The following is a 13,030-nucleotide window of genomic DNA, read 5'->3' as shown; positions in this document are numbered from 1 at the left end:
CTTCTTCGCGCGGTCCCCGTTGGAGCGGCACATGCATCACCGAACGAGGAGCGCACATCCCATGAGAAGGCTGCGATGGGGCGGCACGGCCGCCTTGGCCGCATGCGCGTTGGCCGCACTGCCGGCTGTCGCATCGGCCAACGTCCAGGTCGGATCTTCCGGCTGGCTGTGGGGCAACCCGCTGCCGCAGGGCAACACGCTGCGGGCGATGGCGTTCGCCGGCACGACCGGCTACGCGGTCGGTGACTTCGGCACGCTGCTGAAGACGACCGATGCGGGCGACACCTGGACCGGTCTGCCCGCCGGAACGTTCTCCAACCTCACAGAGGTGGAGGCCGTCGACGCCAACACGGTGGTCGCAGGCGGCGGCTGCGTGGCGCGCCTGTCGACCGACGGCGGCCAGACCTTCTCGCGGATCGCGTTCACGCCGGTCGAGTCCAGCTGCCCGGACGGCTCGCACCTCGCGGCGCTCTGGTACGTCAACGCGCAGCACGGCTACCTGGTGCTCAACGACGGCTCGGTCTTCGAGACGACCAACGGCACGGACTTCGCGACCAAGACGGCGATCCCCGGCACCAAGCAGGCGGGCGGCGGCGTGGTTCCGACCGACGCGGTCTTCACGAGCGACACGGGCGGCTACGTCACGACCTCGGACGGCAACATCTACGTGACGACCGACTCCGGCGTCAGCTGGAAGTCGGTCAGCACGACGGGCCGACCGGTCCGCGCGATCACGTTCGCCTCGGCGACGGTGGGCTACGCGGTCGGCGACGGCTCGCTCTTCTTGAAGACGAGCGACGGTGGCGCGACGTGGGTCCCGAAGGAGATCGGGTCCGGCCAGAACCTCACGGGCATCCGCTGCGCCGACGAGAAGGCCTGCGTCGCCACCACGGCGACCGGCACCCAGCTGGTCATCACGGTCGACGGCGCCGCGACCTTCTCGGCCCCGACGCCGTCGACCGATCCGCTGTTCGCCGCGGCGTTCGCGACGCCGCTGCGGCTCGCGGCCGCCGGCCAGCAGGGCTCGACAGTCGTCTCTGACGATGCGGGCGCCAACTCGCGGCCGATCGGCGGCCGGCTGACGGGGTCGTTCTCACGGATCGTGGCGGGCAAGGTGCCCGGCACGGCCTTTGCACCAGGCCCGAACGCGACGCTCGGCAAGACCGTCGACGGCGGCAAGACCTGGACGCGCGGCAACGTCACGACGACCGCCGACGTCTTGGACGTCTCGTTCCCGACGGCCAGCGCCGGCTACGCGCTCGACGTCTCCGGCGGGCTGTTCGTCACGACGACCGGCGGTGGGTTCTGGAAGACGCTGGACACCGGCAGCACCGCGCGGCCGGGTGCGGTCTACGCACCGACGCCGACGACCGTGATGGTCATCGGGCCGACGGGCGTGCGCCGCTCGGTGGACGGCGGTGGGTCGTTCGATGCGGTCAAGGGCGGCGCGGTGGCGCATACGTCGCTGCAGCGCGTGGATCGCGCCGGCAGCGCGATCGTCGCCTACGGCATTCAGGACGTCATCCGCTCGACCGACGCCGGCAAGACGTGGACCGTCGTCAAGAAGCCAGGCAAGTACATCAAGAAGGGTCGCAAGCGGGTGAATCGGTTGGGCGTGCGGCGGGTCGACTTCGTCGATGCCTCGCATGGCTTCCTGCTCGACACGAGTGGCCGGTTGTGGCGGACCTCGAATGCCGGGGCGAGCTGGACCGAGCTGCCGGGGATCGGCACGAGCGGCGCCCGCGGCATGTCGTTCTCCTCGGCGCAGAAGGGTTACCTCGTCATCAGCAGCTTCGGCGACGTCCGCCAGCCGACGGGCTTCCTGCTGCGCACCGATGACGGCGGCGCGACCTGGCATCCGCAGTTCGTGGTGTCCACCCCGATCGCCGATGATGGTGTGGTTGCCGGTGGCGCGACCGACTACCTGCTGGGCGGCGAGCAGTCGCTGCTGTACAGCACGACCGGTGGCGACTCGGGCGCGAGCAGCGAGCTGACGATCGCGGCGCCGAAGGCGCGCTACACGAAGGCTGTGCACATCACCGTGAAGGGCACGCTCAAGCCGGCTTCTGGCAACGAGCGGGTGACGGTGAGCTATCGGCGCCCGGGATCGACGCGCTGGACGGCGCAGACCGTGAACGCCAGCGCCAACGGGTCGTTCACGACGAGCTGGAACCTGGCCAAGGGCGCCAATCAGTTCGTCGCGCAGTGGCAGGGCAACTTCCGGGCCCACGGTGACGGGTCGAAGGTGCTGACCGTGACCGTCGGGAAGGCCAAGAAGAAGAAGTAGTTGTTGGCTCGCGCGAGCTGCTCGCTGGCGTTACGCCGCGAGCGGTTCGCGCGAGGTGCCGTCACCCAGGCCGGTGGCGGCCTTGGAGGCGCGGACGGTTACGGGCAGGCCGTCGCGGGGGCCGATCGTCGGCGTCTGGCGGACGCGCAGCTCGTAGCCGGGCTGCAGGTCGAGGCGGAAGCGCTGCAGGATCTTGGCGGCGATGACGTTGACCTCGGCTTGGCCGAAGCGCATGCCGATGCAGGTGCGCGAGCCGCCGCCGAAGGGCACGTAGGCGCCCTTGGGGATCTGCTCGCGGTTTTCGGGGGCGAAGCGCTCGGGCTTGAAGGCTTCAGGGTCCTCCCAGACGTCGGGGAGGTGGTGGCTGGCCCACGAGCTGTACTCGACCGGCACGCCGCCGGGGACGGCGACGCCCGCGATCTCGGCCGGCTCGATCGAGCGGCGGGGCCCGATCCACGCGGGCGGGTAGAGGCGCAGCGTCTCGTCGAGGGCGAGCTCCAGGCCGAAGTCCTCGGCGTCGACCAGGTGCGGGTGGCGGGCGAGCTCGTAGAAGAGGAAGGCGACCGTGGAGGTCGTCGTGTCATGGCCGGCGAAGAGCAGCGTCATGACCTCGTCGCGGATGTTGCGGTCCGTGAGGAGCAGGTCGTCGCCGTCGCGGGTCTCGAGCAGGAGGCCGAGCAGATCGTCACCGAGGTCGCCGGAGGCGCGGCGGCGGTTGAGCTCTGCGTAGATGATGGCGTCGAGGCGCTTGGCGGCTGTGCGCATCCGCTTCCACGGTGAGCCGGGCCCGCGCAGGATCTGGAAGATGTAGTCCTTGGACCAGAAGCTGAGCGCGTTCTCGAACTCCTGCGCGGCGTCGGCATGCTGGCGGGCATTCTCGGGGTCGATGCCGAAGAGCGCGCGCATGGCGATGCGCAGCGCCAGCTCGCGGGTCCAGTGGTACAAGTCGAGTTGTAGGCCATCGTGCCAGCCGTCGAGCGCGCGGTCGACCTCCTCGACCATGAGCTGCTGGGAGAGCGCGATGCGTTCGCGGTGGAACATCGGCAGCATCGCCTTGCGCGACAGGCGGTGGAAGGCCCCGTCGATGGCGAGCATGCCGTCGCCGAGCAAGGGCATCAGATCGCCGTAGTGGCCGTCGCGCCAGGAGTAGTTGGCGGCGTTGGAGACCAAGAGATGATGGTTGGCCTCGGGGCCGAGCACGAAGATGATGTTCTGGTGGAACACCCGTTGGGTGAAGACCGGGCCGTAGCGGTCGTAGGCTTGCAGCAGGAGCGTCAGCGGGTCGCGGAGAAACCCGCGCGTGCGCGCGACCGAGAAGTTCGTATCGCCAGGCGGGAACGGCACAGTGATCGAGCGCTCCAGCCGCACATCGTTGGCCATCCGCCGGAAGGGGTTCGTGTTGGTGATCTGCGGCGGTGCAACGACCCGGGGCATGGTACGGCAGCGTACTGGTTGCCTGGCCAACCAGCCAAGACCACCAGCGACCATCGGCCGTTGCTGCCTGCCATAATGGTCGTCCCGTTCACTCGGGGGCGTAGCTCAGTTGGTTAGAGCGCCGGCCTGTCACGCCGGAGGTCGCGGGTTCGAGTCCCGTCGCTCCCGTATTTTCAACCTCGCCGCCTCTACTAGGGGCGGCGTTGTCGTTTGTGGGGCGATGACGGCGTCCTCCGGGGCGTCGTTCGAAGAACGGCGCGAACGCTTTTGTCGGCCGTACGGCGACGATGCGGGAGTCGTCGATCCACACGCGCTCGAAGAGTTGGCCGACCAGCTCGCGGCGCTTGACCGGGTCGGCTTCGGTCTCCCAGAACCGGCCGAAGTCCTTCAGCACCGCGCGGGCGCCGTCGAGGTCGGCGGTCGGGCCGGGCGCCATGCTGTCGAGTGCGTCGTCGATCTCGGCGCGCTTGGTCCGGTACTCGGCCTTCTCGATGTCGCCCATTTCGTAGAGGTCGCGGAGCCGCTTGCGGCGCTCCTTCAGGGTGCGGCGCGCCTTGGCCTGACGCCTGGCTAGCGCCGAATCGCGATGTCGTCGGCAGGAATCTGGATTTGGGCGCCGATGGAACGTGTGTGCCGTCATCCAGACGCGCTGCTACGCCCGAACGGTTGAGGCCGCCGACGATGTAAGCCCCGCTTTGCTCTGAGTACTCACCAAGCGTGGCGTGGTAGGACACCTCGAGCCTGGCTGACAGGAGGCGACGGAACACCGGAAGATGCGGAACCCGCTCCGCCTTCCTCTAGTCGAGCGCGCTATTTGGAACTGGAAGATCCGGACTTGGCACGACTCTCAGCCATTGGAGGACCGCCAGGTTGCGAATGGTGCTGGCGATCTCGTCGGACTCGAAAGGAGGCTTGCGATTGGCCTTCCATTCGATGACCGCGGCGAGCACGTCCGCTTCGCTTACCGGTTGCTCGCTGTTTGCCTTCCAAAGCTGCTTTGCCGTGTAGTGGACCGTGGCGGCAATCTCGGCCTGCCGAGAGGTCATACGAGCCATGAGATCGACGAGACGCACAATGGCCGGGTTCCACTCAGTCAGTGCGTCCTCGTACAAGGCGCGGGCTTTCTGGAAGGTCGGACCGACTTCAACTGCGATGAGCTGCCCCTGACGCCCCTCATCAACTAGTCCGTTGTTGAGTAACTTGCTAGTCAACGGCTTGAGCGCGTGTGCATAGGGGCCAAAAGAGCGGCGCTCGAACGTCAGCCCGGTTGGGATCCCGGCCTCGGTACCGAAATAAGCCAGCTTCTGAAAGTAGATACGACCCACCGGTGGCTGGTACGGATTCGTCTTTAGCCGCCGAACGGTTTCGACCAGCGCCATGGCCGCAGCCGGGACGCGAGAAGCCGGAGCGAACGGGGATTCCGCAGAGCCAGCGTGCGACTCCAGGTACTCGATCTGTAGCTCTTCATGCGCGACGTCGAACGGCGCGTACAAGGTCACGGGGATCGGGAGCCGGGCCAGATGCTCGTACAGCCTAGGGCCGACAACCCGCCATTCGAGTCCGCCTTCGCCACAGCCCAACGGTGGGACTGCCAGCGACTCGACGCCCCATTCGGCGACGTGCGCCTTCAGGTACTCGAGACCCGCTTCGATGTCGCTCAGCTTAGACTGCGAGCGCCAGTGATCCTTGGTAGGGAAGTTGATGATCCACGGTGCGCCAAACAACTCACGGTAGAGATAAGGCTCGCCGAGTCGAACGTCGCCGCGATCACATCGTGTCTTGTAGTCGGCGAACATCCGCGGGAAGCGCTTCTTGAATTGCAGCGCGATGCCCTTGCCCATGACGCCCACGGTGTTGATCGTGTTGACGAGGCACTGAGCGTCGGAGTCGAAAAGATCGCCCTTGCGGACCGTGACGTTGGAGGCGCTGGCAGACATTAGAAGAAGAACAGATCGGCGTTTAGCTTGACCTCGCAGGCGGACGTCTGCTCCTGCAACGCCTTCATGCCAGCGTCGCAGGATACGTACGCGCCGTGGATGTACTCCGGCAGGACAACGTGCGGAACCAGGACTTCTGCCTGCTTGGCCTGCTTCTTGCGGATGTAGGCGTAGTAATCGTCGTCGGTCCAACGGCGAGCGAACGTCAATTCCTTATCGACGATCACAAGCCCGGCCGGTGACGGGACGAAGCGAACGAAATCGGCGGCCGCGTTTTTGTCCGTGACGACCGTCCCGTCGAGATCCAGCACACAGTGGTTGACGCTGATCACGCATAGCGACGCGTGTTGTTCCAAGCGCTTGTACAGCATCGAATTGCGGGCATGGAAGTAGAGGTTCGCGTAGTCGTGGAGCCTGAGGCCCCCCGAGACCGTGACGTCGGCTCGCCGATCCTGAATCTCCTGCATGGCAGCCGACTCATGCGGCAACGCCTCCGCACGGTTGTGGGAAAGGATGCCGTGCTCCATCACCGAGGCCATGTTGGCGATGGGCATGATGCAGTGCAGTTCGGCTACGTCTGACCGTTCCAAGCTCGCCTCCTTGCTTGTCGCAGAGGGTGAACGGTAGTCCACCACAAGCACGCCTAGACGGAAGGGACCGCCTCAACGTCGCCGAGGCCGCTCGAGGAGCGTGGCCGACCAGCTCGCGGCGCTTGACTGGATCGGCTTCGGACTCCCAGAACCGGCCGAAGTCCTCCAGACCGCGCGGGCGCTCGTCGCGTAACCTGGCGCTCGGTGAAGTCCGAGATGAACTCGGCGAGCTGTCTGTCGAAATTGAGGCCGACGCCGTACCGCGCGCCCTGACCTACAGTGATTGAAGACACTTCGTATGCGGTAGGTGCACGCTCGGATCTAGCCTCCGCACACCGGCACGGCGAAATCCGTGTTGTGCGTGTACGGCCCGCCATACGGATCACCGTTCATGAAGGTATTGGCCGGTACGTAGTACGTGTCGTTCCACGGGGCCGACGCGATGCGGTACCAGTAGCCGTCGGGGTTCACGCTCCCGATGGCGGCGTCGTACACCCGGCACGAGACGGTCACCCACTGACCGGCGGAGACCGCCGGTCCAAGGCCCATAGCGTTGTGGTAATTGACGAACGTGTTGACGGGGTGGTTCGGCGTCTCCTGCTCCTGCGTCCCCGGCTGGGGTGTAGGCGGCGGCGTCGTGGCCGTCGAGGTCGTGCCGGGCGCTGTCTTGATCGGCGTGTCGCCGCCGCTGGGCGTCCCGGCCGAGGGTGGCAGAATAGGGAACGTCTGGGGTGCGTCCTGCGTCGTGATCTTGGTCTTCGTCCTCGCGTCGGTCTGCTTGGGCTTCTGCGTCGTCGTCCCAGGGGTGGCGCTCGGGCTGCCTTTGTCGCGCTGCGAGCCGGTGCGGTCGTCGCTCGGCGGCGTGCCGCCGTCGCCCGGTGCTCGTGGCGTCTTGTCCTGGTCGGCTGTCGCCTTGTTCGAACCGCCGTCATCCTTCGGGGCCTTCGCTCCGGCCCCTGTCCCGGTGCCGACTTTGCCGATTGTTGCCCCCGGCGCGGCGGTCGTCGCCTCGGACGACGATCCAGCGGCCTCGCTCGGTCCGCCAGTGTCTCCCGTGGCGGCGAAGAACGTCGGCGCGAAGATCGGATCGATCGTCGACGTCGGCTGTAGGTGGCAGTCCGCGCCGTCGAGCTTCAGCAGCCCGGCGCGTGCCGCGATCCGGTCGTTCGAGGCGTCTCGGCCTTTGTTCCGTGCCTTCGCAAGGACGTCGCTCACTGCCGCCGGGGTGTTGGCCGCGTCGAGGGCGTCGGCGTACCAGCGCATGCGTGCGACGTTGCGGTTAAGCGCATTCACGGTCGACTTGTAGGTCCTCTCCTGCGCGACGGGCGGCTCGGCGGCTCGCAGCTGCGCGGCCACGTCCGACGCACGGCTGGCGAGCGTCGTCACGGTCTGCAGCGCCGCCGCCTTGGCTTGGGTCAGGCTCATGGAGTCGCCGAAGCGCTTCTGCAGCGCCGGCCCGAGCGCCGCGGCTTTCTCGTTGTCGCGGTTCAACGTGTCGCAGACCTCCGAGACCACGAGTGTGAACCGCGAGCTCCCCCCGGTGACGTCCGCAGAATCCGACGGAGATCCACCGAGCAAAGCATGCGCCGCGCCGACCGCCGTGCCAATCAGGATGAGCACGCCGAGCCCGACAGCGACGCGACCCCACGCGCTGCGCAGACAGCGAACAAGCAACTCGAACGCCCGGCGTCGACCGAGCGGGGTCTTGAACGTCCAACGCCGGTCCATGCGTGCTCTGGGACCCTATGAACTTCCCTGAGCGCTTCTCATCGGCGCAACATACCGGACAACCTGAAGGCGCTTAGCGCTGCTGGTAGGTGAATTGCCCATTTCTGGACCCTCGTCTAGTCTCCGTGCCATGGCGCTGCGCGCACGGGTGCTGGTCCTCGTCGTGCTCGCGACGCTCGCGAGCACCGTTCCGGCCGCGGCGTTCCACGCCGAGCCGACCGCGCACATCTTCGGCGGCACGTCCCCGGCCTCCGAGGCCGACGCCCCGTGGTCGGTGCTGGTCGAGGTCGCGACGGGTGTGCAGCCGGAGTTGTGCTCCGGATCGCTCATCGATGCCGCCCACGTCCTCACCGCCGCCCACTGCGTGTACTCGACGCTCGCACCCCGGGCGCTGAGCAGCTTTACGGTGATCGCCGGGGCCACCGACCTCACGGGTCCGGTGGCGCCGCCGACCGGGCAGGTCCGCCGGGTCGGCGGCTGGCGCGCACATCCGGCGTATACAGCGCGGGGCGACGTCGACCTCGTGATCCTCACCGTCTCGCCAGCGTTCGACGTCTCCGGTGCGGCCGTTCGGCCGATCGCGATCGTCGCGCCGGGCCAGGGCCCCGGCCCCGGGGTGCGTGTGAAGCTCTACGGCTGGGGCAACGAGAGCCCCGGCGTCGTCGGACGCGAGCACGCGCTCGACCAGACGCTGCTGCGACCGTCGGCCTGCGCGAGCGGCGTTCCCTCGCTGCTGTGCGGTCGCGCGGACGGCGGCGCCGCGTGCGTGGGCGACAGCGGGGGAGGGCTCGTTAGCGCCGGCGGGACGCCGGTCCTCGTCGGCGTCGAGCGCCTGGTCCTCGATTCCAGCTGCGCCCGACCCGCAGCCAACGGCTACACCGACCTCTCGACCCCGCAGGTCGCCAGTTGGCTGGCCCACGCGGCTACGGTGCCGATCCCTCCGCGCACCAAAGGGCTAGCGACGATCGTCGGCTCGGGCGTGGCCGGCGAGCCGCTCACCTGCCGGGCCCCGCTGTGGTCGGGCTCGTCGCGGTTCCGCTACGAGTTCGTCGACGTCGCCTCCGGTGTAGTCCTCGCTACTGGAGGGTCGACGTACACGCCGACCGTCCACGACGTCGACCGTGGCGTGTCGTGCGTGTCCATCGCCAGCTCGGCGGGCGGCACGACCGAAGCGGCGGCCGCCAACGGCATCGTCGTGCGGGCGGCGGTGCTCGCCGATCCCGCGCTCCAGCTCTTCATCAGCGCAGAGCATGCGTTGACCTTCGGGGACGCGTCGAGCGACTTCATCTACCTGCACGTGACGTTGCGCGACCGCGCCGGTGAGGGCAAGGTCGTCCTGTCGAAGATCGTGACCGACGCGGACGCGGTCGACCTCTCGCACGTGCGCCCAGGTGCGTATCGCCTGTGCGCCGCGTTCGCCGGGAACATCCGCTATCGGGCCGGCCGGGCGTGCCGCCGGTTGATCGCTCGTGCCTCGGTGACCGACCTCGTGCGCCTGATGCGGCCGGGACGCCGCAGCGGACGCCGGGTCGTGCGGCTCCTGGTCGATCCGCCGCTCGTCGGGCGGCGCGTCACCTTCCACTGGCGCTTGTCACGGTGTCGGGCGCAACGCTGTGGGCCCGCTCGCACGGTTCGCCGGGGCATCACCCTGATGTCGAACACCGCCCTGCACGTCCCCTCCGCGCGCAACGACGAGCGCGTCGAGCTGTCCGCACGCCTTGCGAAGGCGAGCGTCCGTGGCGTTCCGTACGCCGCCGGCGTCTGGCGTGCGGTCCTCCGCTGACGGCGCGTGACCACCCCGGACTCCCGCCCGCCCTCCCGTGGGCGATGGCCGACCCCGACCGCCTCCCCAGAACCGGCCGAAGTCCTCTAGCGTCGCGCGAGCGCCATCGGGTCGGCGGTCGGGCGCTATGCGGTCTAGCGCCCTCGGCGCCGTCACCAGTGGCTCATGGGCTCTTGGTCCCAGCGCTACAGCCGGATCTCAACGGAGCCAACGGAGGTTGAAAGCCCGGGTTCGACCCCCGTCGCTCCCGCTTGGTACACCTGTTGTCTCCTGAGGCGGCGAGGTCGCCGGCGGGAGAGGAAAGCCCTGCGAATGCAGGTGTGGGAGAACGTGGCGATCTACCGGTGTTCGTCCCAGACCGGCTCTTTTCGCCCGCTGCGGCGAGCGGGTACCGTTGCGCCTCGTGAGCGACGACGAGGCCAACATCCGAGAGGTCGGGCGCCGGTTGGCGGTCGAGGCGCCGAATGCTCAGGTCGTTCTCTTCGGCTCTCATGCGCGCGGCTCGGCAACATCGCGTAGCGACATCGATGTCCTCGTGATCGAGCCCGAGGTCGAGAATACGGCGCTGGAGTCAGTGCGGTTGATGCGGGCGGTTGGCGACCTGCGGTTGCCGGTCGAGATCGTGGTCGTCAGCGAGCGTGAGGCCGCCGAGTGGCGCGACGTGCGTGGCAGCCTTGTGCATGTCGCGCTGTCTGAGGGTCGCGTGCTCGCTGCTTGATGGCCGATCAAGCTGATCTCGCCCGCGAGTTGATTGGGCTGGCGGCTGACGATCTGACGGCGGCGCGGGCGCTTGTCGATGTGCTCTCAGTATCGGACGCGATCGTGGGCTCCCACGCGCAGCAGGCGGCGGAGAAAGCGTTAAAGCAGCGCTCGCCGCTACCGGCCGGAGCTTCCCGTTCACGCACAATCTCGCGTTGTTGATGCAGTTGTGCGAAGACATTGGCATCGAGCTTCCGGTCACCCTCGGCAAACTCGATCTGCTTACCCCATACGGTGGCTGAGCGTTACGGGCGCGTTCTCCTGGCACCGTGGCCCGAGCGACTGCGTCAGATCTGGCGGTGAAGGCGGTTGTTTGGGCACAGCGGTTGTCGAGGAGTCGCCAAGCGCAGGTCATCCGACGCGGATCTCGATCCCGCTGGGGTGTGAAGCCCGGGTTGACCCCGTCGCCTCCGTACTTTCAACCTCGACGTCCCTACTAGGGGCGGCGTTGTCGTTTGTGGCCTGATGACCGTGCCCTTTGGGGCAACGGAGCACTTGAAGCGAGGTCTGCTCGACTCCGGCCGAGCAGCCGACTTGCACCATTGTATATACGCGTATATGCTGTCCGCATGAAGATCGTCAAGGTGCGGCGGGTGGGTAACAGCAACGTGGTGTCGTTGCCGCGTGAGTTCGAGGAGCGCGGCTACTTGCCGGGTGCGTCGGTGCTGGTCGAGGAGCTGCCCGAGGGTGGGTTGCGGCTTATGCCTACCGAGCAGGTGCGCGAGCGGATCGGCGGGATTGGTCGTCGTCTGGTCGATGAGCATCAGGAGGCGTTGCGCATCCTGGCTGAGCACGATCCCGACGCGGCGTAGCTCGGGCAGGTCGCCGGTATGGCAGACGAGCCGATCTGGCTCGAACTCGACGATGTTCTCGAGATCCACGCAGCGATCATCGGCGGCACGCCGGCCCAGGCCGCAGATTTGCTTCGCAACCGCTCCGGCTTGCTCAGCGCGCTTGAACGTCCGGCAACGTATGCCCACTACGAGGGTGCCGATCAGGCGATGCAGGCCGCGGTGCTCGCACATGGCATCGCAGAGGACCAGCCGTTCCTCGATGGCAACAAGCGCGCGGCGTTGATCGCCATGCTGACGTTCCTGGAGATCAACGGCATCGGCATCGACGCTGCGGACCCGGAGTTGGCCGACTGGATCATCAGCCTCAGTGCAGGCGCAACGCCCGAGGACCTCGCCTCGCGCATCCGCCAGGCGTCCCGCCCGCTCGGTTGAGCGCCGCCCGCCGTCTCAGGTCCTGATCTCGATCCCGCTGGGGGGTGTAAAACCCGGGGTTTGACCGCCGTGGCTCCCGCCTTTTACACCTCGCCGTCCTGGGCGGCGCCGCTGGTGAAAAGGTCTGCAAATGCTGGGGTTGAGCGGAGGGCGACGATTCCTGCCGGGCGACCCACACCAGCTCGAAAGCTGCTGGACCAGTTGGCGGCGCGGCTCGGGATCGGTCTCGTCCTTCCAGAAGCGCCCGAAGTCTTCGAGCACCGCGCGCGCTCCGTCGAGATCGGGGGCGGGGCGGGAGCGAGGGCGTCCAGCTCGGCATCGAGCACGTCGCGGTGGAGACGTACTCGGGACGGTCGAGGTCGCCCAGCTCGTAGAGGTCGCGCAGCCGCTTGCGGCTGCATGTCATCGCGATCACGCGCGGGCGCCTGCACCCTGAGACACGCGCCTGCTTGCAGCACAAGGAAGCCGAGGGCAAGACACGGATGGAGGCCATGCGCTGCCTCAGGCGCCACCTCGCCGGCAGGTACTGTCGGCTGCTCAGCGACCGATCACCAACCGAAGGCAACGATGAGCGCCACGCTGCAGTTCGACGAGGACGCCTCCCGACGGATAGCGGCGATCTACATCACGCCTGACGTCATCGAGCAGCGCGAAACGATCCTGCGGGCGCTCGCCCTCGAGCCCGGCGAGCGCGCAATCGACATCGGCTCGGGTCCCGGTCTCCTCGCGTGCGACATGGCCGTTGCCGTCGGGACCGGCGGGCGGGTCTGCGGGGTGGACGTCAGCGAGAGCATGCTCGCCCTCGCCAGGGCGCGCAGACCACCAGCCGGCAGTGCCCCGATCGAATACCAAGAGGCCGGCGCGCACACGCTCCCGTATGCGGACGCGAGCTTCGACGTCGCAGTCTGCACACAGGTCTACGAGTACGTCGATGATGTTCCCACCGCGCTGCTGGAGTTGCGGCGGGTGCTGCGCCCGGGAGGCCGAGCGCTCGTGCTGGACACCGACTGGGACTCGATCGTCTGGGCTTCGCGCAACGACGAGCGCATGGACCGGGTGCTCGCCGCGTGGGAGGAGCACCTCCTCCACCCTCACCTGCCGCGGACGCTCACGCGGCTGCTGCGCGATGCTGAACTGGAAGTCACCGACCGCCAGATCGTGCCGTTGTTCAACGCCGGCTATGACCCCAACACCTACAGCGCCGGAATGCTTGAGCTGATCGCCAGGTTCGTACCCGGTCGCAACGGCGTGAGCGAGGCCGAAGCCACAGCATGGGCACAAGACCT

Annotated in this window: 11 protein-coding genes and 1 tRNA gene; 8 read left to right on the top strand and 4 right to left on the bottom strand. The window is 67.8% G+C overall.

Translation table 11 applies throughout. From position 1 onward, the window contains the following. Positions 1–61: 61 nt before the first annotated feature. Positions 62–2,287, top strand: coding sequence for a WD40/YVTN/BNR-like repeat-containing protein (locus VGO10_RS03695; protein ID WP_327465273.1), 2,226 nt, complete (start codon positions 62–64; stop codon positions 2,285–2,287). A gap of 30 nt (positions 2,288–2,317) precedes the next feature. Here the strand turns inward: VGO10_RS03695 and VGO10_RS03690 are convergent, their stop codons facing one another. Continuing rightward, positions 2,318–3,721, bottom strand: coding sequence for a cytochrome P450 (locus VGO10_RS03690; protein ID WP_327465271.1), 1,404 nt, complete (start codon positions 3,719–3,721; stop codon positions 2,318–2,320). Positions 3,722–3,815: 94 nt separating this feature from the next. Between VGO10_RS03690 and VGO10_RS03685 the strand changes: the two genes are divergently transcribed. Both VGO10_RS03685 and VGO10_RS03680 read left to right on the top strand, forming a co-directional pair. Next, positions 3,816–3,889 (top strand) — tRNA-Asp (locus VGO10_RS03685). A 52-nt stretch (positions 3,890–3,941) separates the two neighbouring features. Further along, a complete protein-coding gene (locus tag VGO10_RS03680) occupies positions 3,942–4,295 on the top strand; it encodes a hypothetical protein (RefSeq protein WP_327465269.1) in 354 nt (117 codons plus the stop codon). 223 nt (positions 4,296–4,518) lie between these two features. Here VGO10_RS03680 and darG read toward each other — a convergent pair whose 3' ends face one another. From darG to VGO10_RS03665, 3 genes are all read right to left on the bottom strand, one after another. Continuing rightward, the gene (gene darG, locus VGO10_RS03675) at positions 4,519–5,658 is read right to left on the bottom strand and encodes a type II toxin-antitoxin system antitoxin DNA ADP-ribosyl glycohydrolase DarG (protein WP_327465267.1); all 1,140 of its coding nucleotides are present in this window, start codon (positions 5,656–5,658) and stop codon (positions 4,519–4,521) included. Further along, a complete protein-coding gene (locus VGO10_RS03670; protein WP_327465265.1) occupies positions 5,658–6,212 on the bottom strand; it encodes a DUF4433 domain-containing protein in 555 nt (184 codons plus the stop codon). Before VGO10_RS03670 ends, darG begins: the two co-directional genes overlap by 1 nt. Before the next feature lie 357 nt (positions 6,213–6,569). Then, positions 6,570–7,976 (bottom strand): hypothetical protein, encoded by a 1,407-nt coding sequence (locus tag VGO10_RS03665; RefSeq protein ID WP_327465263.1) that lies wholly within the window; start codon positions 7,974–7,976, stop codon positions 6,570–6,572. 130 nt (positions 7,977–8,106) lie between these two features. Between VGO10_RS03665 and VGO10_RS03660 the strand changes: the two genes are divergently transcribed. From VGO10_RS03660 to VGO10_RS03640, 5 genes are all read left to right on the top strand, one after another. Then, positions 8,107–9,759 carry a S1 family peptidase gene (locus VGO10_RS03660; RefSeq protein ID WP_327465261.1) on the top strand — a complete coding sequence of 551 codons (1,653 nt, stop codon included), beginning with the start codon at positions 8,107–8,109 and terminating at the stop codon, positions 9,757–9,759. A gap of 403 nt (positions 9,760–10,162) precedes the next feature. Next, positions 10,163–10,477 (top strand): nucleotidyltransferase domain-containing protein, encoded by a 315-nt coding sequence (locus VGO10_RS03655; protein ID WP_327465259.1) that lies wholly within the window; start codon positions 10,163–10,165, stop codon positions 10,475–10,477. Between the two features lie 610 nt (positions 10,478–11,087). Next, positions 11,088–11,330, top strand: coding sequence for a hypothetical protein (locus tag VGO10_RS03650; RefSeq protein ID WP_327465257.1), 243 nt, complete (start codon positions 11,088–11,090; stop codon positions 11,328–11,330). Positions 11,331–11,348: 18 nt separating this feature from the next. Continuing rightward, complete coding sequence (locus tag VGO10_RS03645; RefSeq protein WP_327465255.1) at positions 11,349–11,744, top strand: type II toxin-antitoxin system death-on-curing family toxin; 396 nt, start codon at positions 11,349–11,351, stop codon at positions 11,742–11,744. 567 nt (positions 11,745–12,311) lie between these two features. After that, positions 12,312–13,030: methyltransferase domain-containing protein (locus tag VGO10_RS03640; protein WP_327465253.1), on the top strand; the 719-nt coding region annotated here is incomplete at its 3' end.

It is taken from the genome of Baekduia sp. (assembly GCF_035996765.1).
Classification (GTDB): domain Bacteria; phylum Actinomycetota; class Thermoleophilia; order Solirubrobacterales; family Solirubrobacteraceae; genus Baekduia.
The sequence above is the reverse complement of the archived record's forward strand: the minus strand, read 5'-3'. Positions and strand labels throughout refer to the sequence as shown.

Bases quoted from the DNA above. Each gene is read 5' to 3' on its own strand.
- VGO10_RS03670 (WP_327465265.1), bottom strand. From the start codon at position 6,212: ATGCCCATCGCCAACATGGCCTCGGTGATGGAGCACGGCATCCTTTCC.
- VGO10_RS03690 (WP_327465271.1), bottom strand. From the start codon at position 3,721: ATGCCCCGGGTCGTTGCACCGCCGCAGATCACCAACACGAACCCCTTC.
- VGO10_RS03645 (WP_327465255.1), top strand. From the start codon at position 11,349: ATGGCAGACGAGCCGATCTGGCTCGAACTCGACGATGTTCTCGAGATC.
- VGO10_RS03660 (WP_327465261.1), top strand. From the start codon at position 8,107: ATGGCGCTGCGCGCACGGGTGCTGGTCCTCGTCGTGCTCGCGACGCTC.
- VGO10_RS03665 (WP_327465263.1), bottom strand. From the start codon at position 7,976: ATGGACCGGCGTTGGACGTTCAAGACCCCGCTCGGTCGACGCCGGGCG.
- VGO10_RS03650 (WP_327465257.1), top strand. From the start codon at position 11,088: ATGAAGATCGTCAAGGTGCGGCGGGTGGGTAACAGCAACGTGGTGTCG.
- darG (WP_327465267.1), bottom strand. From the start codon at position 5,658: ATGTCTGCCAGCGCCTCCAACGTCACGGTCCGCAAGGGCGATCTTTTC.
- VGO10_RS03680 (WP_327465269.1), top strand. From the start codon at position 3,942: ATGACGGCGTCCTCCGGGGCGTCGTTCGAAGAACGGCGCGAACGCTTT.
- VGO10_RS03695 (WP_327465273.1), top strand. From the start codon at position 62: ATGAGAAGGCTGCGATGGGGCGGCACGGCCGCCTTGGCCGCATGCGCG.